We start from the raw sequence: 24,336 nt of genomic DNA, 5'->3' as shown, positions 1-24,336 counted from the left end.
ACAATTACAATTTTAAATATATGATAAAGAAAAACAAAATTAATACACTTTTAATTATAGTAGTAATGTTTATATCTGTTAACACCATTGCGCAAGGCAGTCTTGAAGAGAGCAAAAAACGTGGTGAAAGTATTTATACAACAAATTGTGTTGCTTGCCATATGGCTAACGGAGAAGGCATCACAGGTGCTTTTCCTCCATTAGCAAAGTCTGATTATTTAATGGAAAATACAAAACGCGCAGCCAAAAATATTATAGAAGGTGTTTCTGGTGAAATGAAAGTAAATGGAGTTTCTTATTATGGAGCTATGGTTGCTTATGGAGCTTTAAGTGATCAAGAAGTAGCAGATGTGTTAAATTATATTAGAAATAGTTGGGGTAATAAAGGAGGGCTTATTGAGGTTAAAACAATAAAGGAAGTAAGAAAAAAATAGAAGATAATAATTTTTGAATTAGTCACTCAATTATTAAAAAAGAGGTTGAATTATTGTAATTCAACCTCTTTTAATTTTATTAAATATTTGGAGTATACTTTGTGTCGATTCGTTACTTTAAAATCTAAACATTTACCTTATTTATATTAATTAGTGTAAATTATATTTAGAATTCTACTTTTTCAAGAATCCACTTTTCCGCATTTCTATTTTTCCAATCTTGATTAATAACGTAATAAGTACCTTGTCTAACTTGTGTAATTGTAGTACTACGTTTAATCGTCTTTTTATTTATTACTGTTGCTGTTTCCCATTGATCGTTACTAGCTAACTCTAATGCTAAAGTTGTTTTTCCTTCAGGTGTTAAACCTACGGCAACAATATGTCCTTTTTCGTTTAAAATCATACCATCACAACCATTAAAATCGAAATTCTTAATGTCTATTATTTTAAAGTCATTAGGATTATTAACGGGTATTTTAACTAGCTTAGAATTCTTATTAGTAAAGGTTACTAATAAGTATCCGTCGGGATGATAAACAATACCATTAGGTTTATTAAAACCTTCCTTCTTAAAGAAAACAGAAGGCTTTAATTGTTTGTTGATTTTATAAATAATATTCTCCAATCGCCCAGTAACAAAAATGATGTTTTTAGGGCTAACTACTAGATCATTAGCTTGATGTTTTTTACTTTTAGGAGATAAAGAAGATACATTAATAGTGTGTTCTAACTTTCCTGTTGATAGACTGTAAATATGAACATTGCCAGACTTACCTTTATTCGTACATGCTAAGAGCCTATTGTTGTTATAATCTATTTGTAAACCAAAGCTAGCTTTTGATTTTAACTCACTATCATTAGAGAAAGTTTTTGCTTGCCCTTCAAAATTAACAGAAGCTATTGAGGGTGTTTTGTTTATGGCGCTTAAATAAAAAACATTTTTATTTTTGTTATATTCGATACCTTCAGGGTTTTGTCCTGGAATAGCTGTTATAATCTGTTGGGGGAGTATTTTTGGTATATTATGTATGCCTCCAGATGTCTTGCAAGAAACCTGAAATAGCATGGTTAAACTCAAAAAACATATTTGATATTTAGAACGAGCTAATGGCATAAAATTCATAATATTTAAAATGGTTTATATAATTTAAACGAGTCCATGATCTGATAAAGGTAAGCTTCTATAGCGTTTACCTGTAGCTTTGAAAATAGCATTAACTAGAGCAGGAGCTATCACAGGAACACCAGGCTCTCCTACGCCAGTTGGTTTGTTATTACTTTTGATAATATCTACATGAATCTCAGGAGCATTTGGCATTCTAATCATTTGATAATCGTGGAAATTGCTTTGTTCAATAGCTCCATCTTTAGCTGTGATTTTTCCGTAGAAAGCTAGTGACATTCCAAATATAACAGAACCTTGCATTTGAGCAATTACAGTATCTTTATTAATTGTAGTTCCGCAATCTATAGCCATATGCACATGATGTACTTTTACTTTACCATCTATAATAGAAACCTCTACAGCTGCAGCTACATGAGAATAAAAACTATAATGTACAGCTAATCCAATAGCATGCCCTTTAGGTAGTTTTTTGCCCCATCCAGCATTTTTAGCAGCAGTTTTTAGTACATTTTTTAATTTAGCAGTATCGTATTTATATTTGTCTTTTGTTTGTTGAATACGATCATCTCCAATTAAGTTTAATCTAAATTCTAAAGCATCCATACCTGCTTCATGAGCCAATTCATCTGCAAAAGAATTTATAGCAAAAGAATGAGGGATATTTATAACCGAACGTAGCCATCCTATTCTAACATGAGCATCCGCTTTACATGTTTCGACTTGCATATTTGGGATGTCATAAGGCAAGTCAGTAGCACTTTTTGCTTCCCACGGTTGCGGTAAATTTGAACCTGGTTTAAATGTAGACCCAATAGTAGGTAAAGCGAAACGGTGTAACCAACTATTAACGTTACCATTTTTATCTAGCCCACCTTTCATATATTGCGCAGAAACAGTATGATAATAACTATGTTGTATATCGTCTTCACGAGACCAAACAACTTGAACTGGACCGTTGATTGCTTTAGATACTGCGGCAGCTTCAACAATATAATCTGGCTTAGATTTTCTGCCAAAACCACCACCTAAAAAAGTAACATTAATGGTAACATTGGCTTGATCTGTATTTAAGAGTTTTGCAACCTCTCTTCGTGCAGCTTGTGGTGCTTGTATTGGAGCCCATATCTCGCAAGTGTCTCCTTTTGCATATGCAACAGCGTTAGGGACTTCCATGGGCGTGTGAGCTAAATGTGGCAATTGATAAGTGGCCTCTATAGCTTTATTGGTTTTTTTGAAGGCATCATCAACACTACCTATGCTTTTTTCAACATGACCTGTTTTATGAATGTTTTCCGTAATGTTATTCATGAAATTTTCAGAATTATAGCTTTTGTTTTTTCCATAATCCCATTCAACTTTTAGGGCGTCTCTCCCTTTAAAAGCGGCCCAAGTATTTGTTGCAATAACCGCGACACCTCCTAAAGAACCAAAAGGTCTTATTATTGAAGGAACTTCAATAACATCTATAACACCATTAATTTTTAAAATTTCTGTTTTATCAAAAGACTTTACAGCTCCTAATGCTACAGGGCAACGTTTAATAGCTGCAAATTTCATGTTAGGTAGACGTTTGTCTAAACCAAAAATGGCACTACCATTAGATAAGTTTTCAACATCTTTACTCGGTAATGTCTTTCCTATATATTTAAAATCTTTAGGGGATTTTAATTTAACTTTTTTAGGAACTTCTAAGCCTTTTGCAATTTCTACTAAATCACCGAAAGCTATTTTTTTTCCGCTACTGTGTAGTATAAAATGATTTTCCGCTTTACATTCAGATTCTGGTACATTCCATGATTTAGCAGCTGCAGTTATAAGGACAGATTTAACAGTAGCCCCCATTTGACGCATTTTCTGGTATAAGGTTCTTATACTTCTAGAGCCATCTGTATTTTGATTACCATATTTGGTATCTCCGGTAGCTTGTTTTATGATTACTTTATCCCAGTTTGCTTCCATTTCATCTGCAATTACAGAGGTTAATGATGTTCTAATACCTTGTCCCATTTCAGATCGCGAAGCCACTAAAATTAAACTGCCATCAGAGTTTAATTGAACAAACAAGTTTGGGTTAAATTCTAAAACCTCAATATCTGTAGTTGTAAAACTAGATAATAGGCTTGTTGAAGATGCTATAACTAGTCCACCAGAGGCTAAACCAATACCTTTAATAAAACCTCTTCTGCTTATATTTTTTATTGATCCCATTTTTAACCTTTATTTTTTAGTTCAACAGAATGATTAATGGCACTTTTAATACGAGGGTATGTACCACATCTACAAATATTACGAATCATATTGTTATCTATGTCCGTTTCGCTAGGGTTAGGATTATTATTTAATAAAGCCGTAGCTGTAATTAATTGTCCAGATTGACAAAACCCACATTGTGGAACATTTAATTCAGCCCAAGATTTTTGTAAAAGTTGGAGGTTTTCGGTTTCACCTTCAATAGTAATTAATTCTTTTCCTTGTACTACCGAAACCGGCATTTGGCAAGAGTTAATAGCATTGCCATCCATTAATACCATACATGCGCCACATAAGCCTTTACCGCAACCGTATTTAGTTCCTGTAAATCCAATAATATCTCGTATTACCCATAATAGGGGCATTGTAGGATCTGTGTCTACAGTGTGTTCTTTTCCATTAATTTTAAGTGTAATCATAATTTAAATTATTTCTGTTAAATTAAGAATATTCAAGTTGAAAAATAAATCATTGTTATTTATGATATTATTAGTCAAGCTTTATAATTTCTTTTACTTAATAACTTAAATAATATTGTTTTAAGTTTAAAGTAAGTATTAGTTGTTATTGTATTTTTATTAAGTTATTTCTTGTGACATATGGTTTCTTGTAATTTTCTATATTTTTAGAGTAGGTTATTGAGATGGGTGCCAAGCTTTACATTTGCACTTTGTAATACCCTTTCCAGATTATTTTTTTAAGACAAGCTTAAGTGGGTAATTATAAATTTTATGATTAATTGATTTTTAAATGAATTAACTTGAATTATTGACCATATTTTGCAAGATTTTGTCATAATTTAACAAATGAACCAAAATTAATCTGTTAGAGATATAGATGTCTTACCTATAACTTATCAAATTTTACCATTATAGTTAAAAAAGTGTTAATGTGGTGTGAAATATTGAAAAAGAGAATTTGATTATCTATATGGGGTAAAATAAAGTTATGCTTAGGTAAATTTCATTTATATAAAATAACAAGAATTTGTTTAATTTGTAGAAGTAGCTTTTTTGCATAAAGAACAAAGGCTTAAATGCTTTATCTTAGTTGTATAAGCTAATAAAATCTAACACTAAAACTAAATTAAACTAAAACTAAAACTAAATTGGCATTAAAATCAACTACAACAAAAAAACGATATAACATACTAGCCTTGATTTTTGGTACTGTTGTTATAAATTACTTAGATAGAACAAATATATCTGTAGCAGCATCAGCAATAAGTGAATCCTTAGACTTAAGTTCAATTCAAATGGGAGCTATTTTTTCAGTTTTTGGAATTGCTTATGCAGCTTTACAAATACCTGGAGGGATTATAGTTGATAAGGTGCGATTACGTTTTTTATATGCGTTTATGTTACTTATGTGGTCTATAGCAACATTGTTTCAAGGGTTTGTTAATTCTTTTAAGCTATTATTAGGTCTTAGAGCAAGTATAGGGATGTTCGAAGCGCCTTCATACCCAGCTAATAATGCCATAGTTACCAAATGGTTTCCTGAGCATGAACGTGCTTCAGCTATTGCTATTTATACTTCAGGACAATTTATTGGTTTAGCATTTTTATTTCCAGTTTTAACTTTAATTCAAGATAAAGTAGGCTGGAGAGGTCTACTTATAATATCAGGTATAATAGGTATTGTTTGGGCTGGTGTTTGGTATATATTTTATCGTGATCCAGATCAGCATAAAACTGTTAGTGACGAGGAACTTAAATTGATTAAAGATGGTGGTGGATTTGCAAAAAAAACTGAAAAATCAAATGAAAAAGAAAAATTTAATTGGGATGATTTCTTTGAAGCCTTCAAACATAAAAAATTATGGGGCATATACTTAGGTCAATTTTGTATGGGATCTATGTCTATATTTTTTTTAACATGGTTTCCAACATATTTAGTAGAATACCGTGGACTTGATTTTATAAAATCAGGATTCTTAGCATCTATTCCATTTCTGGCAGCGTTCTGCGGTGTTCTTTTAGCGGGCTTTTCTTCAGATTATTTAGTAAAAAAAGGGCGTACACCAGAGTTTGCAAGAAAAACACCTGTGTTAATAGGATTGGCTTTATCTACAATGATAATTGGTGCTAATTTTACAGACAGTACATTTTTAATTATTCTTTTTTTAACTATAGCCTTTTTTGGCAATGGATTAGCATCTATTACTTGGGTTTTTGTATCGTTAATTGCACCTAAACGCATTATAGGACTTGTAGGTGGTGTATTTAATTTAATAGGAGGTTTATCAGCTGTAATTGTTCCTTTTGTAATTGGTGTTTTAGTAGATGACCAAGGGGAAGACAAAGATTTTAGTTCGGCATTATTTTTTATAGGAGCGCTTACTGTTATCGGGTTTCTTTCGTTTTTGTTTGTGGTTGGTAAAGTTAAAAGAATAGAATTGAAAGAAGAAAAAGAAAACTAAAGACATCGAATAATGAAAATAAAAGATATAAAAGTATTTCCAGTAAATATTGCAGGTAGAAGTCAACTTAATGTTAAAATAGAAACAGATAATGGTATTTATGGTTGGGGAGCTTCTGGAATTACAGGACGTGAGTTAGCTGTTATAGGAGCTATAGATCATTATCGCCCTTTATTAATAGGTAAAGATCCACGCCAAATAGGTGCTATTTGGCAAGATTTATACAGAGGTCAATATTTTGAAGGTGGCCGTGTGCTAACTGCTGCGATTTCAGCAATAGATATAGCTTTGCATGATGTTAAAGGAAAAGCCTTAGGGGTGCCTGTTTATGAATTACTTGGCGGAAAACAAAGAGATTATGTAGAGTGTTTTGCCTCACTAAGGTTTAGTAGTAAAGAAGAATTAATTGAGCGTGCTAAAATTTTAATAAAAGAAGGTTGGCAAATGCTACGTTTAGCTCCTGCCGAATATGAAGAAGGTAAATATAATTCAATTTTCGAGCCAAGAGAGTCTATAGCCATTATAGCAGAATGGTTAACAGATTTACGTAAAGAAGTAGGTTTTAAACCTACTATAGGTATAGATTATCATCATCGTTTATCTGTTCCAGAAACTGTTTCTTTTTTACAGCGTATGCCAGTAGGTACACTTGATTTTATAGAAGAACCTATTCGAGATGAATCTCCCGAAGTTTATCAAGAGTTAAGAAAAATGGTGGACGTACCGTTTGCTATAGGAGAAGAATTTGCAAGTAAGTGGCAATATTTACCATACATAGAAAAAAACATTACACAATATGCTAGAATAGATGTTTGTAATGTGGGAGGTATAACCGAAGCTATAAAAGTAGCGAATATGGCAGAAGCTCATTACATTGATTTATTGCCGCATAACCCAATAGGTCCCATTTGTACGGCTGCAACAATTCATTTAGCAGCAGCGAGTCCTAATTTTACATGGTTAGAAGAAATGAATACACCTGTAGAAAATCCGGGATTAGACGATATTAATTATTATCCAGTACAACCTAAGTTGGAGGGGAATAGATATAAAGTGTCAGACCAACCAGGTTTAGGAATAGAATTTAATGAAGAACTAGCTCTTAAAGAAGGATTTAAACCTGTTGAAACGCCGCGTTTAGTAAGAAAAGACGGTTCGTTTACAAACTGGTAAATATTTAAAAAAAATTAATTGAATCACACAACAATGAAAAAACAAACTTATTTATACAGTACAAGTAATAGAAAAACAAGGGTGTTATTATTTTTAATGGTTTTTATATATAATTTTCAATCTTTAATTGCTCAAGATAGGCCGAACATTATTATTATGATGTCCGATGATCAAGGCTATGGTGATATAGGTTCACATGGAAATCCATATTTAAAAACACCGCATATGGAATCCATTGGTGAGCAAGGAATAGAAATGACTCACTTTTTTACATATCCTAATTGTTCAGCTTCTAGAGCGGCATTATTAACAGGGCGTTACCCTTATCGTGCAGGAGTTACTGCGGTAACACAAGTAGATCATTTTATGAATGCATCTGAAACCACTATTGCGGAAGTATTAGCAGATAATGGATATCGAACAGGAATATTTGGAAAGTGGCATTTAGGGGATAATATACCTATGCGTCCAACAGATCAAGGTTTTCAAGAAGCACTAATTCATAAAGGAGGAGGAATAGGACAAGCTGCAGGACCAGCAGGAAACACATATTTTGATCCTGTTTTAGAGCATAACAATGTTTCTAAAAAGTATGATGGATATTGTGATGATATTTTTACCGATGCCGCATTAGATTTTATGAGTAAAAAAGATGGAAAACCATTTTTTACTTACTTAGCAACCAACTTACCTCATTTCCCGCTTCAAGTTCCAGATAAAAGAGCAGAACCTTTTAGAAAAATGGGATTACATGAAGATAATGCGTTAACCTATGGTATGATTGATAATATCGACTATAATGTAGGACGAGTACTTGATAAATTAAAAGATTTAGGAATAGCAGATAATACGATTGTTATCTTTCTTTCAGATAATGGACCAAGACATAGAAGAACAAAAAACGATAGTTACCCAGGAAGATGGGTAGCAAATTTAAGAGGAACGAAAACAAGTGTTTATGATGCAGGTATACGTGTACCATTTTTTGTGAAATGGCCAGATAAAATAAAGCCACAAAAACAAGCAACAGATATGGGGGCTATAATCGATTTATTTCCAACTTTACTTGATGCTGCAAAAGTGAAATCACCTAAAGGTGTTCATATTGATGGGCAATCATTATTACCACTTTGGACAAAAAATAAAGCAGATAATTTAAAAGAACGCGATTTCTTTGTACAAATGCATTATGGACCAACGCCATTTAAGTATATGCATTTTACAGTTAGAACTCCAAAGTATAAATTAGTAAGTCCGCATGATTTTCCTCATGGTATTGTTCACCAACCAACAGATCATGTATTGAAACATGTTTTGAAAAACCTTGAACTTTATGATGTAGAAAAGGATCCAAGTGAACGTATTAATATAGCTAAAGATCATCCAGAGATTGTTGATGAGATGTTAGCTCGTTATGAAAGTTGGTTTGATGAAGTAAATGAAGAGCGTGATGAAAAAGGAATACAAAGAATACATTTAGGAAGTGATAAACAATTAAAATTAACACTTTCAAAATTTGATTGGGGAGGACCTCGTGTTATTTCTCGTTTTGATTATGGTGGACCTCGTGTTATTGAAGACAACCAATTAGGGTATTGGCGAGTAGAAACTGAAAAAGGAATTTATAACGTTTCTTATGATTTACCTGAAATAAAAGCAGACGGTGTTGCTCATTTAAAATATAAAAATAAGCATGTTTCTGTTCCTATTAAAAAAGGACAAAAAAAAGTAGTCTTCAATAATTTTGAAATTCCTTCAGGAACAGGTAACTTTCACGCTTTTATAAAAATTGAAAGATTGGCTTTTGGTCCTCTTTTTGTAGATGTAGAAAGATTAATTAAATAATAAGGTTTAAAAGTAACTTAACTATTAAAATGAATAATAATTTAAAACAAATGAGAAAACTAATTGGTGTTGTTTGTCTGCTTGTTATGGCAATGAGTTGTAAGCAGAAAGAAGAACAGAAAGTGGAAGAACCGAAGAAAAAACCCAATATTTTATTTCTAGCTATCGATGATTTACGTCCAGAAATAGGAGCTTATGGTTCGGATCTAGCTATTACACCTAATTTAGATAAGTTAGCTAGTAGTGGCTTACTTTTTAATAGAGCATATTGCCAGGAACCAATTTGTAGTCCTTCAAGAGCTAGTTTAATGACGGGAGCAAGACCAGAAACTATTAATGTTATAGAGAACTTTACTTATTTTAGAGATGCTAACCCAGATATTATTACACTACCACAGCATTTTAAGAATAATGGTTATGAAACAACGCATACTGGTAAAATTTATCACAAACCAGGATTTGCAGATTTAAATATTTCATGGAGTAGAAAGCCTGCTTATGATAAAATGACAATAGAAAAAAGTAATACACCTGGAGGGTATGCACTTCCAGAAAATCAAGCGTTTTCTAAAAAAGCAACACAAGAAGTTATTGCTAAATATGGGAAAAATGCTCCAAGAAATGGTTTAGGAAAAGGGCCAGCTTATGAAAAAGCAGATGTGCCAGATCATTTCTATGAAGATGGATATAATGCAGAATTGGCTATCGCTACACTTAAAGATATGCTTGAAAAAAATCCAGACAAGCCTTTCTTTTTGGGTATGGGAATGAAAAAACCCCATTTAAATTGGTTAGCACCAAAGAAATATTGGGATATGTACGATCCTTCTAAAATAAAATTAGCTTCGCAAACAGAAGGTCCAGAGAATGGGGCTGCAATGGGATTACATCCTTCATTTGAATTACGAGCTAGATATGGTATTCCTAAAAAAGGAGCGATTGACGATGAGATGGCAAGAACACTTAAGCATGCTTATTTAGCTTGTGTTAGTTATATTGATGCGCAGGTAGGAAAGATGATTCAAGCTATAGATGATGCTGGAGTAAGAGATAATACCATTATAATCGTTTGGAGTGATCATGGTTGGCATTTAGGAGATATGGGTATTTGGGGTAAAGCTACTAATTATGAGATAGGAACACGTGTACCTTTAATGATTTGGACTCCAGATATGGCAAAAGAAACTAGAGGTAAAAAATCTAATGCTTTAGTAGAATTGGTAGATATGTACCCAACATTATGTGAATTAGCAGACATAGAATTGCCAAGTCATTTAGAAGGACAAAGTTTTGTGCCGCTATTAGATAATCCAAATAAAGCATGGAAATCTGCTGTATTTAGTCAATTTCCAACACCTGCTTTAAGAGAATGGGCTGCAAATCCATTATCAACAGGTATGAGAGAGACATATTTTGGGCCATTAATAGAAGAGGTTGAAGAAAAAATTATAAAACAACAAGGAGATAAGTGGGATAGAGATTTGTTTGAAAATAAGCTTATGGGCTATGGTATGAGAACAGATAAATACCGTGTAATAATTTGGAAAGATTATACAAACCCAGAAGCAGAACCTTTATTTGTAGAATTGTACGATCATGTTAATGATCCTACAGAAACTAAAAATGTTGCAGATGAAAACCCTGAAATTGTTAAAGAGTTAGTTGCTCAGTTCAATAAAGGATGGAAAGGAAATCTAGCTAAGATATAATAGTGCATAAACTTAGCTCTTATATAATATTAATTTTTATTATCCAATTTATGGGATGTAAAGAACATAAGAGTGAAGTAAATAAGAAAGTTTGGGGAGAAGTAGAAGGTAAAGAAGTTTATCTTTATTCGTTAACAAACTCAAAAGGAATGGAAGTGAAACTCACCAATTATGGTGGGATTATCACTTCCATTTTTACTTCAGACAAGAATGGTAAATTTGATGATGTTGTTTTAGGGTTCGATAATCTTCAACAATATATAACAAGCCCTAATGGAAGCATGGGGGCTACTATTGGACGATTTGCTAATAGAATTAAGAATGGTAGGTTTGTTATTGATGGTATTTCGTATCAGTTACCATTAAACAATGGAGCGCATACATTACATGGTGGTTTTGAATTTGAAAAAACGGTTTGGGATAGTGAAATTATAAAAACCAAACTAGGAAACGGAATACAATTACATTATTTATCTAAAGATGGCCAAATGGGGTTTCCTGGTAATCTAGATGTTTATGTAACATATACACTTACCGAAGAAAATGCTATTCATGTAAGCTTTGAAGCTACAACAGATAAAGCTACACATGTTAATTTTACTCAGCATAGCTATTTTAACCTTGCAGGAGGAAAAGAACTTATTTATGATCACCTAGTAAAAATAGAGGCAGATAATTATCTAGAGTTTGATGAAGATGTAAACGCAACAGGTCGCACTTTACCTCTTAAAGGTAAATCATGGGATTTGAGCTGCAAGACTAGATTAGGAGATCAAATACATAACATTCACTTAAATGGATATCATCATTGTTATGTGTTAAATAAGCCAAAAGATTCATTACGCATAGTTGCAGAAGCCTTAGAACCAAAGTATGGAAGAACATTAAAAGTGTCAACAACACAGCCAGGTATTGTTTTTTACGCTAGTAATGTTTTAAGTGATACTGTTGTTGGTAAATATAGAATTAAATATCGACCTCATGCTGCTTTTTGTATAGAAACGCAGGACTATCCAGATGCCCCTAATCAACCTAATTTTCCGTCTACTTTATTAAATCCAGGAGAAAAATATGAAGAGGTTGTTATTTATGATTTTGGTACAGTGTCTAAATAGCTGAAAATAAGTGTTATATTTAGTTATGTTAAACTCGTATTCTATGATGTTATTAATAAGTTTTCTTATTTTTATAATATTTCCGAATAGAATTTAGTATAAAAAACAAATAAAAAGAGAGGTAGTATTTAGTTTGTATATCAGTTTTTTATGGTATATGTTTTTTAAATCATATTGAACTCATCTTGACTTTTTATTTTTAACCGAAAATAAGTCAAAATTTGTTCAGATAAAGTTATTTTTAAAAGGCATAGTATCTCTACAAATGAGGAAATAACTGAAATATGGGAGGATTTTGGACATTTTTAGGAAATAGAAAAAGTAAAGATGAGTTCAATAACAACAACTTTGTTTTTAATAAAAACGGAGAAGTACATCAAAATGATGTACAAATACATAGAGTCATATGAAAGATAATATTTTCGAAAGTAATTTAGTAAAAGTGTTTTTTGTAAAAAAAATGATAAAAAAAAGGATAATATTTATTGCATTTGTGTTTTTAACGTTTGTTTCTTTTTCTCAAACACAAGGCATAATCAATAATGCAAATAGCAAACATGTAAAATTTAAAAGTATCAATATTGAGGATTGTCAATGGACAAACGGTTTTTGGGCAGATAAATTTAAGACTGTCGAAAGAATAATGATACCATACATGGGAGAGCTATTAACAGGAGATGTTGGCCATGCCTTAAACAATTTTAAAATTGCTGCTGGCCTTAAAGAAGGAGAACATAAAGGTACAGATTGGCATGATGGAGATTTCTATAAATACATGGAAGCTTGCATGTATTTATATGCACAAAACAAAGATGAAAAAATCTTAAAAGAACTAGATAATTACATAACTATAATAGCTAAAGCCCAAGCAGAAGATGGTTATTTGCAAACTCAAGTTCAAATAACCAATATAAAGCGCTTTAGCCACAGACAGCGCCATGAGATGTATAATGCAGGGCATTTATTTACAAGTGCTTGTATACATAACCGTATTACAGGGAAGACAAATTTTTTAGATGTAGCATTAAAACATGCAGACTTTTTGTATAAAGTATTTATGCCTCAACCTAAAGCCTTAGCACGTTTTGGTTTTAATCAAACACAAATTATGGGCTTAGTTGAGTTATACCGAACAACTAAGAAAAAGAAGTATTTAGAACTAGCAGAGTTATTTATTAACATGAGAGGGAAGTCTAAGGTAATAGCTGATAAAACTACTGGTTTTAAAAACATTGGAGATATGGTTCAAGAACGAACACCTTTAAGAAAAGCAGAAACAGCAGAAGGACATGCTGTACTTGCTTTATATTTTTATGCTGGAGCAGCAGATGTTTATGCAGAAACAGGAGAACAAGCTTTAATTGTTGCTTTAGATAGGCTTTGGAATGATGTTGTAGATAAAAAAATGTACGTAACGGGTGCGGTAGGACAAACACATCATGGAGTTTCTAGGCATAAAGATATGATTCATGAAGGTTTTACAACCGAGTATATGATGCCAAATTTAACAGCATATAATGAAACCTGTGCCAATATTTGTAACTCTATGTTTAGTTATAGAATGTTAGGATTACATGGTGAATCTAAGTATGCAGATATTATGGAATTAGTGCTTTTTAATAGTGCATTATCTGGAATTAGTGTAGAAGGGAAAGACTATTTTTATGCTAACCCACTACGTGTGAGTCATGATGGTTATGATCCTGGTAATGATACCGAGTTTGATGTTCGTCAACCATATATTCCATGTTTTTGTTGCCCGCCAAATTTAGTACGTACTATAGCAAAAGTTTCTGGTTGGGCATATAGCTTAACAGAAAATGGCATTGCAGTAAATCTTTATGGAGGAAATAAATTATCTACTAAATTATTTGACGGTTCGAAAATAGAACTAGAACAAGTAACGCAGTATCCATGGGAAGGAAAAGTAGATATTACAGTAAAAAGCTGTAAAAAAGAATCTTTTGATGTCTTAATAAGAATTCCAGATTGGGCTCATGGTTCAACCATTTTAGTAAATGGAAAAGAAGCAGGAGATAATATAAAGGCAGGAACTTTTACAACCTTAAATCGTAAATGGAAAAAAGGTGATGTAATCTCATTAAATATGCCTATGGATATTAAATTATTAGAAGGCCATGCACTTATAGAAGAAGTTAGAAATCAAGCAGCAGTTAAAAGAGGTCCAGTTGTATATTGTGTGGAAACACCAGATTTACCTAAAGGAACAGATGTTTTAGATGTGTATTTACCTTTAAAATCAAATTTAAAAGCAACTTATAAACCTGATTTTTTAGGAGGGATAACCACAATTAGCGGCGATTTAAAACTACGAAAGAGTAATAAACAAAGCATGTATAATGAAATTACTAAACCAACATGGGAAAATGTAAACATTCAATTAGTACCTTATTTTTCGTGGGCGAATAGAGGAGTAAGTGAAATGAGCGTTTTTATACCAGTAATTTGGGATTAAGATTTTTTCACATAATCTAAAGTTATATTTAAACTTTTTCTTAGGCTTATAGTCTAAGTTAGATAGCATCTAAAGAAAACTATACAAACTAAAAATGAAAAATAAATTATTAGTAATTATACTAATTTTTACATCCTTGTCAATTAATGCGGAAGACTTATTATCCTTACCAAAAAACTTAAAACCAGAAGACAGAATTTGTTTTGCTATCTACACAGTGCATGAAAATATAGTAAAACTAACGGCACAGTTTTATCCCATTAAAAACTTTGAACTTTTTGAAGCGGTTTTAGAAATTGAAGAAAATGGTAAATGGATTGAAAAAGTTACAGCGCCAATTAGATACCCTGGGTATACCTCACTTTTTAGAATAGAAGACAGGACTACAGATTGGGAAAATACTGAAATGAAAACAGTATTATCTCAAACATTGTCCACTATAGTAAATAATTATACAGGTAAGCATGATAGAGAAATTATAGCCGATTTTGATACCAATGGTTGGCAGCAAACTGGAAGAAATAAAGTATTAGCAGTCATTAGAAATTGTGGAAGGAAATACGCTTTTTGAAATATTTTGATGTAGCGGCAGAAAAAAGAATAAAAGAAAATTAACAGTTAAGATTAAGTAGTAAAATAATATGAATTTAAAAAAGAAACTTAAAAACACAGTATTATCTTTAATAACAACTGCATGTTGTCTTGTATCTATTTATAGTTTTGGACAATTTATTGAAGTAAAAAAAGACTTTCCAAGGCAAGAGAAAAATTTAAGAAAATGGGATGCCCCAGTAGTAGCCGATTTAGATCAAGACGGGTATTTAGACTTGTTAATTAACGATCATGGCTACGGTATTCAAGTATGCTGGAATAACAAAGGTAAGTTTGCCAAGCCTCACGATATTATTATGGGAGACTTGCATGGCCTTTCTGCTGGAGATTTTGACCAAGATGGAAACATAGAAGTTATTATGTCTCGTGGAGGAGGTTCGGGAAGTAATGCTCGAAACTCTAAAATGTATAGAGTAACTAAAGGTCGTGAATTTATAGGGCTACCAGATTTTAGCACGCCATTAGCATTAATGCGAGGACGAACAGTTCAGTTTATAGATATGAATAATGATGGACATTTAGATCTTTTAAATTTTGCATTTCCAGGTAAAGAAAAGAAAGGTGCAAGTGAAAATTATGTATATGAAAATGATGGAAAGGGAGAACTAGTACTCAATTCAACCTTACCAGCCTCTAAAACAAATGGGCAAAAATCTTTGGTAACAGATTTTAATGGAGATGCTATTTTTGATATTGTAATGTATGGAGATGGAAATGTAAAGCTTTATAAGGGTAATGGAGATTTTACTTTTAATGATGTTTCTAAAAAAGTACTTCCGTATGATATTGACCATGTAAATGGTATAGTAGAAATAGACGTTGATAATGATGGCGATTTGGATTTGTTTTTTAATAGAGGATTAGAATTTAAAAAAGGAGAATCATTTTTTGATAAGCAAACCAATGTTTGGGGCTTTTTTACAAAACGAGGCCAATTTCAATTCGATGATTTAGAAACAGGAGATATTTTAAATATAGAAAATTTTCAGTCTCAATGGCCAAATAACGACACGTATTATATTGGAGAGGCGTCTTACGATTATGAGTTTAAAGGCGAAACACATTCGGGAAAGAATATTCGTTTAGTAAATAGTAACGCACTTGGTTTTCCTGATAATGCAGATTATAACGCTAAAAGAGGATATTATATTGGATATGTAGGAAACAATAAATGGAGATTAGCAGGATACCTTTTTGCACCATCGACAGGAATCGTTCGTGGTGTTAAGAATTATCCAGCCGAAAACCATCCAAAAGGACTTAATGATATTTTATTAGAAAATACAGGGAAGAAATTTAAAGACGCTACTAAAAAATTCAACCTTTATAATGAAGCACATACGGTTGCTACTACTGTAGCAGATTTTGATAATAATGGTTTTCAAGATTTGTTAGTGATTAAAAGAGGGGATTTAATTCATGAAAATGAATCATTAGTTTATTTAAATAAAGGAACATCTGGATTTAAACAATTAAAAAATCATAATATAATCTCTACAGAATTAGGGGCTATAGGTATGGCTGTAGAAAATATAGATTATAATAAAGATGGAAGAGTGGATGTTGTTGTGGGCAACGAAAGAGGAAAATGGCATCTATTTAAAAATGATTTAGTAGATGCTAAAACAAATAGTTATTTAACAGTTGAGGTTTATGATTCAACAAAAAGAAATGTAACCGCTTTAGGAGCATTAGTTACAATTAGCTCATGTGGGAATAAACAAGTTCGTCGTATTGGAGCAACAGGAGCACAATATTCACTAAGTTTCAATAATTTTGTTCATTTTGGTATAGCTAATTGTGGGGAACCAATAAAAGTTAAAGTGAAATATACTAATGGATATATTATAGAGAAAACAGTAAATCCAGGAATAAAAAAAGTATTGATAGGTAAAAAAAAAATAAAGGTTCATTAGTATTACGTCTGTCTCAAAATGATAGTTTGTATATACAGAATTTAATTAAAACTCTAAGGACTTAAGTTTTTAGAGTTTTTTATGTTTTTACTGAAGATAAAGTTGGTTTTTATATGAAACTCTTAGTATTGATGTGATAGTTTTATCTGAAAAATAATTAAAAAAATGTACCATGTTAATAAAAAAAGACATGTTTTTATTATGTTTAGTTTTAGGACTGAACTTACCTTGTGGAAACGCTGTTTTTTCTCAAAATAATAATCGTCCTAATGTTTTACTTGTAATGTTAGACGATTTAAATGACTATACGGGTTTTTTAGATGGGAACCCGCAAGTTAAAACGCCAAACATGGATGCATTAGCAAAAGAAGGGACTGTTTTTACAAATGCCCATACAAATGCACCAATTTGTGCACCATCTCGAGCAAGTATGCTAACAGGTATTTATCCACATGAATCTAGTAATTTTTGGTTTTCAAAATGGACAGAAAATGAGGTTTTAAAAAATTGTAAATCCTTAGCCCAATTTATGAGCGATAATGGATACAGTACTTATGCAACAGGTAAATTGATGCATCATAGAGTGAAATCTGAATGGACAGAATATGGTGTAGAAAATTATTTTGGTCCTTATGCTTTTAACGGAAAAAGAGTTGCAAAACACCCATCAATGCCAAAAGCCTATTCCAATGATAAAAATGACGGTTTGTTTACGTCTTTAGCAGATATTCCTATGGTTCCCGGAAACAAAAAGGTTCCAGGATACAAAGGTTGGTATCACAATAAAAAAAGGAAACCATTTAGGTATATTAATGATGATGATCGAGATTTGTTAAATGATGAAGAAAGTGCTAATTGGGCAGTAGAAAAAATTAATAGTTTAGATAAAAAAGGGAGTGATAAACCTTTTTTTATGGCAGTTGGTTTTGTGAGGCCGCACACACCATTAATTGCGCCTCAAAAATATTTTGATATGTATCCTTTAGAAACATTGAAATTACCAATAATAAAAGAAAATGATACTGAGGATACATTTTACAGAACAACATTTAAATGGATGCCACCTTGGGCAAAACATTATGATGAACTAGAAGCATCGTATAAAAATATTGATGAAGGATTACGAAAGTATCTTCAAGCATATTTGGCTTGTATTAGTTTTGTAGATGATCAGGTAGGTAAAGTTATAAAGGCTCTAAAGACTAGTAGTTTTAATAAAAACACTATTGTTGTCTTAGTGAGTGATCATGGGTATAACCATGGAGAAAAGGATTTTTTATATAAAAATAATCTTTGGGAAGAAAGTACTCGAATCCCTATGATTATTAGAGTTCCAAAAATGTTAAAAAGTATAGGGAAGCGCATTGATAATCCAGTATCTTTAATTGATATATATCCAACAATTGCCGATTTATGTGGAATTAAAGCGAGCAACATGAAAAACGAAAAAGGAAAACGATTAAGTGGTCATAGTATGAAACCGTTTTTAGTAAATCCAGAAAAAAAACTATGGAATGGGCCAAATATAGCATTAACAGTTGTTAGAGGTGATTTTAAAAGTAAATCTGTAGAAGATCAAAGTTATTCAGTGCGTTCAAAAAGATACAGATATATTCTATATGCAAATGGAAAGGAAGAACTTTACGATCATTCTAAAGACCAGTATGAATGGAATAACTTAGCCTATAAGAAAGAATACTTAAAAATTAAAAAATACTTAAAAAGACAACTGAAACAGTTATTAATTCAATAAGTAAAATAATTTAAATTGAATTAATATAATTAGTCAGGTTTATATCTCGTTCAAGCCCTATTTTTTTACGTAACCGATGTCTAGCGACATGTACGCTACCTAAAGATATACCTAATAAATAAGCCATTTCTTTTCCAGAAAAATTCAGTTTTATTAAAGCACAAATTTTTAAATCGGCAGAACTTAAATTAGGAACTTTTTCTTTTAAGCGTTCATAAAAACCATCGTTTTGTGAAATAAATCGATTATTGAAGGCGTCCCACAAACTTACAGAACGATTTTCGATAGACTTTAATAATAATTTTGAGCCGTTATCTGCATTATATTTTTTTATATGATCACTTAACGATTTTATAACTTCTTCTTTTTCTATTAGCTGAAGTGTGCTAATTGTTAGCTCGCTATTTTTAATATCTAATAACTCTTTTGAGTTTTGCTCTTTTTTTTGATACTTTAAGAATTTTATTTTAGATCTTACAATTAAAGCGGTTATAATAAAAAGAAAGAACGCTATAAAAAAGAATATTCTAAAGCGTAGAATTTTTTGATTACGTTCATTTAAGTCGAAGTTTTGTTTGTTTAATAATACATTCTTTTTATCTAATTCATCCTTATAATGGTTTTTTATAGTTAGAAAACCACGGTTTTTATCATTCCTAAGGTTTAAGTAGGTGTTATTTATTGTATTAGATTTCTGTTGATTTAAATAGGCATTTTCATAATCACCTTCATTAAATAATAATGTAGCATAACGCGCATGTATAAAAGATTTATAAAATGTATGTTCGCTATTAATATCTTCAATGTTTATCGATTTATTAAAATAATTTTTTGCTAAATCTAAGCGTCCAAAATTCATATAAATATTACCAATTCTTCCATAAATAATAATAAGAAAGCTTTTGTGAATATTAGTCACTTCGAATTGGTTATCTAAATTCTCAAGAGTAGTAGCAGAATCATTTAAGAGTTTAAGTGCTTCTTGAGGTTTGTTTTCCCATTCTTTTAAACTAGATTTTTTTTCATTTAAATAAACCTGATAAATTAATTTATGTTTGCCTTTATTAGCTATTGTGTAGCAGGAATCTATGTGAGCTTTTAGTGATTTTTTATCAACAATTCTTTGGTAATACAACACAAGATTATAATGTGATTGATATAAATCGGATAACTGAATTTTCTTATTTTTATATAATGCTTTATAATATAAATGCGCTTTCTTAAAATTAGATCCAGCCTCATCATCTTGTTTAAATAAATAAGTTAAAACACCTAATTCTTCTTGAGCTTTTGCTATTAATAAAGAATCATTAAACTCTTCAGCCAAAAATAGAGCTTTACCAGAATTGTTAAACGCAGAACTATAATTTAAATGTATACGTTCAAAAGCACTTAAAGAAATAAGGTTTTTTATTATTTGAGAAGTGTCTTTTTGTCTTAAAGTCTTTTTGTATTCGTTTTTTAAATGCTTTAAAACAGAATCTGAACTTGTTTTTATTAAGATAGTACCTTCTTTTTGATATGTTTTAAATTGTTGTCCATGTAAGCTCATGGTTAAATGCGAAATAATTATGAATATCAATATTTTAAATGAATAAAAATAATTTTTTGATCTCATAATCAGTATTTTAAGTTTGTTTTTTAGAGGGTTGGTTTATTTGTTATAATGAATCAAATATAAGCTTAAAATAAGCAATGTTAAGTTTTTGTAATGCTAATTATTGCTTTTTTAGGTAGAATTATATATAATTTAGTCATTAATATGTTAGTTTAACTGAAGAATAAATGACTACTATGAAATACATATCCTATTTAATACTGCTTTTTTTATTTACAAATTGTGGAAATTCTCAGGGTGAAAAAAAAATAAGTACTAAAAAACAACCAAATATTTTATTTATTGGTATTGACGATTTGCGACCAGAATTAGGCTGTTATGGTTCTAATGTAGCAGTAAGTCCAAATTTAGATAAACTAGCAAGTCAAGGTTTGCTATTTAATAAAGCCTATTGCCAACAAGCTATTTGTGGGCCGTCAAGAGCGAGTCTTTTAACAGGTATTCGTCCAGAGACTAGTGGAGTTTATCATAATTATATAAAATTTAGAGAAAGCAATCCAAATGTGGTCACATTACCTCAGCATTTCATGCAAAATGGATATGAAACTGTATACGCGGGAAAGATATTTCATCATGGAGATTTAGATGATGAATTATCATGGAGTAGAACTCCAGCTATAGATAGCATGATAACAAAAGGAATAAAGAAACCTGTTGCTTTTGCCTTGGAAAAGAACATAAAAGAACGTGCACAAACACGTAAAGAAATGGTAGCCAAATATGGTAAAGTAGCACGTTTTGGTTTAGCATCAGGAGCTGCTTACGAATCTGCAGATGTTCCAGACAATACTTTCTCTGACGGTTATAATACAGAACTTGCCATTGCCACGATGAAAGAAATGTTGGCCAAAAGAGAAGACAAACCTTTTTTCTTAGGTTTAGGTTTTAATAAACCGCACCTTAATTGGGTGTCACCTAAAAAATATTGGGATTTGTATAATAGAGAAGACATTACTTTAACAGACCAAGATCGTAGTCCTGAGAATGGAGCGCAAATGGGACTTCATCCATCATTTGAACTTCGTGTAAGAAGCGGTATTCCTAAAAAAGGAGCTATAGATCATGAATTAGCAAAAACATTAAAGCATGCCTATTTAGCATGTGTAAGTTATGTAGATGCGCAAATAGGTAAAATGATTGAGGCTTTAGAAGAAGCGGGAGTACGTGATAATACTATTATTATAGTTTGGAGTGACCATGGATGGCATTTAGGAGACATGGGTATTTGGGGAAAAGCAACAAACTACGAAATAGCAACACGTGTACCCATGATGATTTGGACACCAGATATGCCAAAAGAAAGTCGTGGTAAAACTACAGAAGCTTTAGTAGAATTAGTAGATATGTACCCAACCTTATGTGATTTGGCAGGAATAGAAACTCCAGAACATGTAGAAGGTTATAGTTTTAAAACATTATTAGAAAAGCCAGATACCCCATGGAAAACAGCAGCAATTAGCCAGTTCCCTTCACCAGCATTACGTGAGTGGGGAGCATACCCTTTAAGACCAGCAATGCGAGAAACTTATTTTGGACCATTAATTGAAGAGGTAGAAGAACGTATCCAAAAACAACAAAAAGAGAAATGGGATAGAGACCTTTTTGAAAATAATTTAATGGGATATGCTATGCGAACAGAGCAACATCGTTTTATTATTTGGAAAGATAGATCGAACCCAGAAAAAGAACCAGTTTTTATAGAATTATACGATCATAAAACAGATCCATTAGAAACGGTAAATATTGCTGAGGCAAATCCAGAATTGGTAAAAAAACTTACAGAACAATTTAATAAAGGGTGGAAAAGTAACCTTCCTAATATTAAATAATTAAAAAAATATAAAAGACAGTATTACTAAACTAGATAGAAAATGAAAAGAAGAGAGTTTTTTAAAAAAGGCACTACAGCTGCAGTTGCAGCAGGAGTTATTCCATTAGTAACAGCGTCATGTGTAGGTGCAAAAGACATGGTTTATGATAGAAAGCAGGATAAATGGTTTGATTTAGGAACTGGAAAAACAGGTTCAAATTCTAGAAAGAAAACCGTAGCCTATGATGTGGCAGTAATTGGCGGTGGAGCAGCAGGTATTTGTGCAGCAGTAGCGGCTGCCAGAAATGGATCTAAAACAGTTTTAATTCAAGATAGACCTGTTTTAGGAGGGAATGCCTCTAGTGAAATGCGTGTACACTTAAATGGAGTGAATAACATAAAAGGGAAAGCAGAGCGCGAAACAGGAATTATTGAAGAAATATTATTACATAATAGATTTGAAAACGAGCAAGAATCTTTTCCTGTTTGGGATCATGTCCTTTACGATTTTGTTGTAAGAGAACCTAATCTTACTCTAATGTTAAACACCCAAGCCATAGAAGCAGTTATGGACGGCGACAAAATTAAATCTGCATTGTGCTGGCAAGCTACTACAGAGATTCTGTTTACCATTAATGCGCCTGTATATATTGATTGTTCTGGAGATGGTTTATTAGCGGCAACTTCTGGTGCCGAATATAGAACAGGACGAGAAGGTAAAGCAGAATTTAATGAAAAATTTGCTCCAGACGAGCCAGATGGATGGCAAATGGGGGCTACCTTATTAATGTCTTCAAAAGATATGGGGAAACCAATGAAATATTCACCACCATCATATGCTATAAAATACACACATGAAGGAGGACATAAAAGAAGAAAATTTGCTGGTTTTCATGAAGGTATTTGGTGGATAGAAGTTGGTAGTGATGATGATATTATTGCAGACTTTGAAGAAAACAGACATAAATTAATGGGATACCTACATGGAGTATGGGATTATATTAAAAACTCTGGTAAATTCCCAGAAGCAGAAAACTTAGCCTTGGACTGGGTAGGATCATTACCAGGGAGGAGAGAATCACGTCGTTTTATAGGAGATTATATCGTTTCTGAAAAAGACATGACAGAACACAAACATTTTGATGATGCTGTAGCCTTTGGAGGTTGGTCTTTAGATGAGCACAATCCAGGAGGTATTGAAAATATTTCGGAACCACCAAGTTATTTCCATTATCATTTTGAAGAGGTGTATCAATTTCCTTTTAGAAGTTTATATTCTAAAAATGTATCTAATTTAATGTTTGCAGGTCGTAATGTAAGTCAAACACACATAGCACTTTCTTCGAGTAGAATTATGGGAACTTGTGCATTGATGGGGCAAGCAGTAGGTACAGCTGCAGCTATTTGTAATAAGAAAAATGTATTACCTAGAGAAGTAGGACAAAAATATATTAAGAATTTACAAGAACAAATGTTAAGAGATGATGCGTTTATACCAAAACGTCCAGCAAATGATCCTAATGATTTAGCTAGAAAAGCAAGCTTGATATTTGGTTCAACAACATCGTCTGGAGATGCAAAAAAACTAATTAATGGTTTTTCTAGAGATATTGATGGTAAAAATAATCATTGGCAATCAGATGGTTTATCTGCTGATCTTCAGTTAGAATGGGAATCATCAATATCATTATCTTATGTAGAGTTAAAATGTGATACCAACCTTCAACGTAATATTATGATGCGTAAGGATAGTAGAAATGATGAACTTTATTTTAACGGTATTCCTAATGAGCTACTTAAATCTTTGAGTTTAGAAGCACGTGTAAATGGTAAATGGATAAAACTAGGAGTCATTGAAGAAAACAGAACGCGATTAATTAAATTTAAATTCGATACTATAAAAACAACAGCCGTTAGAATTAAAATGACTGAAACTTATGGTGCCGAAAATGTGAAATTATTTGAGGTACGCTGTTATGCTTAATTGGTTTTTAATAAAGCACTCATCTTAACTTTTTGTTTTTAACCGAAAATGAGTTGAAATTTATTCAGATTAAGCACTTTTTGCAAGACA

Annotated in this window: 17 protein-coding genes; 13 read left to right on the top strand and 4 right to left on the bottom strand. The window is 31.8% G+C overall.

Annotated features, from left to right (window positions below; translation table 11 throughout):
- Positions 1 to 20: 20 nt before the first annotated feature.
- Entirely contained in the window at positions 21 to 434 is a 414-nt protein-coding gene (locus A8C32_RS17650; RefSeq protein WP_069831707.1) for a c-type cytochrome, read from the top strand.
- Positions 435 to 600: 166 nt separating this feature from the next.
- Here A8C32_RS17650 and A8C32_RS17645 read toward each other — a convergent pair whose 3' ends face one another.
- From A8C32_RS17645 to A8C32_RS17635, 3 genes are read right to left on the bottom strand one after another with little or no spacing between them, the layout of a single operon-like run.
- Positions 601 to 1,560 (bottom strand): SMP-30/gluconolactonase/LRE family protein, encoded by a 960-nt coding sequence (locus tag A8C32_RS17645; RefSeq protein ID WP_069831706.1) that lies wholly within the window; start codon positions 1,558 to 1,560, stop codon positions 601 to 603.
- Positions 1,561 to 1,584: 24 nt separating this feature from the next.
- The gene (locus tag A8C32_RS17640; RefSeq protein WP_069831705.1) at positions 1,585 to 3,771 is read right to left on the bottom strand and encodes a xanthine dehydrogenase family protein molybdopterin-binding subunit; all 2,187 of its coding nucleotides are present in this window, start codon (positions 3,769 to 3,771) and stop codon (positions 1,585 to 1,587) included.
- A 2-nt stretch (positions 3,772 to 3,773) separates the two neighbouring features.
- Positions 3,774 to 4,232: a (2Fe-2S)-binding protein gene (locus tag A8C32_RS17635; protein WP_205635410.1), complete on the bottom strand. Its 459-nt coding sequence runs from the start codon at positions 4,230 to 4,232 to the stop codon at positions 3,774 to 3,776.
- Between the two features lie 689 nt (positions 4,233 to 4,921).
- Between A8C32_RS17635 and A8C32_RS17630 the strand changes: the two genes are divergently transcribed.
- The 10 genes from A8C32_RS17630 (at position 4,922) to A8C32_RS17590 (ending at position 18,834) form a co-directional block, all read left to right on the top strand.
- Positions 4,922 to 6,235 carry an MFS transporter gene (locus A8C32_RS17630; RefSeq protein WP_069831703.1) on the top strand — a complete coding sequence of 438 codons (1,314 nt, stop codon included), beginning with the start codon at positions 4,922 to 4,924 and terminating at the stop codon, positions 6,233 to 6,235.
- Positions 6,236 to 6,247: 12 nt separating this feature from the next.
- Positions 6,248 to 7,408 (top strand): mandelate racemase/muconate lactonizing enzyme family protein, encoded by a 1,161-nt coding sequence (locus A8C32_RS17625; RefSeq protein ID WP_069831702.1) that lies wholly within the window; start codon positions 6,248 to 6,250, stop codon positions 7,406 to 7,408.
- Between the two features lie 33 nt (positions 7,409 to 7,441).
- On the top strand, positions 7,442 to 9,253 hold the full coding sequence (locus A8C32_RS17620) for an arylsulfatase (RefSeq protein ID WP_069831701.1): 1,812 nt from the start codon (positions 7,442 to 7,444) through the stop codon (positions 9,251 to 9,253).
- A gap of 50 nt (positions 9,254 to 9,303) precedes the next feature.
- Positions 9,304 to 10,962 carry a sulfatase gene (locus tag A8C32_RS17615; RefSeq protein WP_069832091.1) on the top strand — a complete coding sequence of 553 codons (1,659 nt, stop codon included), beginning with the start codon at positions 9,304 to 9,306 and terminating at the stop codon, positions 10,960 to 10,962.
- 50 nt (positions 10,963 to 11,012) lie between these two features.
- Positions 11,013 to 12,077 carry an aldose epimerase family protein gene (locus A8C32_RS17610; protein ID WP_069831700.1) on the top strand — a complete coding sequence of 355 codons (1,065 nt, stop codon included), beginning with the start codon at positions 11,013 to 11,015 and terminating at the stop codon, positions 12,075 to 12,077.
- Positions 12,078 to 12,361: 284 nt separating this feature from the next.
- Complete coding sequence (locus A8C32_RS21295) at positions 12,362 to 12,487, top strand: hypothetical protein (protein ID WP_276205032.1); 126 nt, start codon at positions 12,362 to 12,364, stop codon at positions 12,485 to 12,487.
- Positions 12,488 to 12,537: 50 nt separating this feature from the next.
- On the top strand, positions 12,538 to 14,553 hold the full coding sequence (locus tag A8C32_RS17605) for a glycoside hydrolase family 127 protein (RefSeq protein ID WP_069832090.1): 2,016 nt from the start codon (positions 12,538 to 12,540) through the stop codon (positions 14,551 to 14,553).
- 94 nt (positions 14,554 to 14,647) lie between these two features.
- Positions 14,648 to 15,124, top strand: coding sequence for a hypothetical protein (locus A8C32_RS17600; protein ID WP_069831699.1), 477 nt, complete (start codon positions 14,648 to 14,650; stop codon positions 15,122 to 15,124).
- A gap of 70 nt (positions 15,125 to 15,194) precedes the next feature.
- On the top strand, positions 15,195 to 17,081 hold the full coding sequence (locus A8C32_RS17595; protein ID WP_069831698.1) for an FG-GAP repeat domain-containing protein: 1,887 nt from the start codon (positions 15,195 to 15,197) through the stop codon (positions 17,079 to 17,081).
- A 172-nt stretch (positions 17,082 to 17,253) separates the two neighbouring features.
- Entirely contained in the window at positions 17,254 to 18,834 is a 1,581-nt protein-coding gene (locus tag A8C32_RS17590) for a sulfatase (RefSeq protein ID WP_069831697.1), read from the top strand.
- 10 nt (positions 18,835 to 18,844) lie between these two features.
- On the opposite strand, the gene A8C32_RS17585 is transcribed toward A8C32_RS17590, so the two are convergent.
- The gene (locus A8C32_RS17585) at positions 18,845 to 20,386 is read right to left on the bottom strand and encodes a helix-turn-helix transcriptional regulator (protein ID WP_069831696.1); all 1,542 of its coding nucleotides are present in this window, start codon (positions 20,384 to 20,386) and stop codon (positions 18,845 to 18,847) included.
- Positions 20,387 to 20,628: 242 nt separating this feature from the next.
- Between A8C32_RS17585 and A8C32_RS17580 the strand changes: the two genes are divergently transcribed.
- Together A8C32_RS17580 and A8C32_RS17575 are read left to right on the top strand one after the other, a co-directional pair.
- On the top strand, positions 20,629 to 22,281 hold the full coding sequence (locus A8C32_RS17580; RefSeq protein ID WP_069832089.1) for a sulfatase: 1,653 nt from the start codon (positions 20,629 to 20,631) through the stop codon (positions 22,279 to 22,281).
- 42 nt (positions 22,282 to 22,323) lie between these two features.
- Positions 22,324 to 24,246, top strand: a complete 1,923-nt coding sequence (locus tag A8C32_RS17575) for an FAD-dependent oxidoreductase (RefSeq protein ID WP_069831695.1) — start codon at positions 22,324 to 22,326, stop codon at positions 24,244 to 24,246.
- The last annotated feature ends 90 nt before the right edge of the window (positions 24,247 to 24,336 follow it).

Source organism: Flavivirga aquatica (assembly GCF_001747085.1).
GTDB classification, from domain to species: domain Bacteria; phylum Bacteroidota; class Bacteroidia; order Flavobacteriales; family Flavobacteriaceae; genus Algibacter_C; species Algibacter_C aquatica.
The sequence above is the reverse complement of the archived record's forward strand: the minus strand, read 5'-3'. Positions and strand labels throughout refer to the sequence as shown.

Bases quoted from the DNA above. Each gene is read 5' to 3' on its own strand.
- A8C32_RS17580 (WP_069832089.1), top strand. From the start codon at position 20,629: ATGAAATACATATCCTATTTAATACTGCTTTTTTTATTTACAAATTGT.
- A8C32_RS17635 (WP_205635410.1), bottom strand. From the start codon at position 4,232: ATGATTACACTTAAAATTAATGGAAAAGAACACACTGTAGACACAGAT.
- A8C32_RS17590 (WP_069831697.1), top strand. From the start codon at position 17,254: ATGTTAATAAAAAAAGACATGTTTTTATTATGTTTAGTTTTAGGACTG.
- A8C32_RS17605 (WP_069832090.1), top strand. From the start codon at position 12,538: ATGATAAAAAAAAGGATAATATTTATTGCATTTGTGTTTTTAACGTTT.
- A8C32_RS17610 (WP_069831700.1), top strand. From the start codon at position 11,013: ATGGGATGTAAAGAACATAAGAGTGAAGTAAATAAGAAAGTTTGGGGA.
- A8C32_RS17625 (WP_069831702.1), top strand. From the start codon at position 6,248: ATGAAAATAAAAGATATAAAAGTATTTCCAGTAAATATTGCAGGTAGA.
- A8C32_RS17600 (WP_069831699.1), top strand. From the start codon at position 14,648: ATGAAAAATAAATTATTAGTAATTATACTAATTTTTACATCCTTGTCA.
- A8C32_RS17585 (WP_069831696.1), bottom strand. From the start codon at position 20,386: ATGAGCTTACATGGACAACAATTTAAAACATATCAAAAAGAAGGTACT.
- A8C32_RS17650 (WP_069831707.1), top strand. From the start codon at position 21: ATGATAAAGAAAAACAAAATTAATACACTTTTAATTATAGTAGTAATG.
- A8C32_RS17620 (WP_069831701.1), top strand. From the start codon at position 7,442: ATGAAAAAACAAACTTATTTATACAGTACAAGTAATAGAAAAACAAGG.
- A8C32_RS17640 (WP_069831705.1), bottom strand. From the start codon at position 3,771: ATGGGATCAATAAAAAATATAAGCAGAAGAGGTTTTATTAAAGGTATT.
- A8C32_RS17575 (WP_069831695.1), top strand. From the start codon at position 22,324: ATGAAAAGAAGAGAGTTTTTTAAAAAAGGCACTACAGCTGCAGTTGCA.
- A8C32_RS17595 (WP_069831698.1), top strand. From the start codon at position 15,195: ATGAATTTAAAAAAGAAACTTAAAAACACAGTATTATCTTTAATAACA.
- A8C32_RS21295 (WP_276205032.1), top strand. From the start codon at position 12,362: ATGGGAGGATTTTGGACATTTTTAGGAAATAGAAAAAGTAAAGATGAG.
- A8C32_RS17615 (WP_069832091.1), top strand. From the start codon at position 9,304: ATGAGAAAACTAATTGGTGTTGTTTGTCTGCTTGTTATGGCAATGAGT.
- A8C32_RS17645 (WP_069831706.1), bottom strand. From the start codon at position 1,560: ATGAATTTTATGCCATTAGCTCGTTCTAAATATCAAATATGTTTTTTG.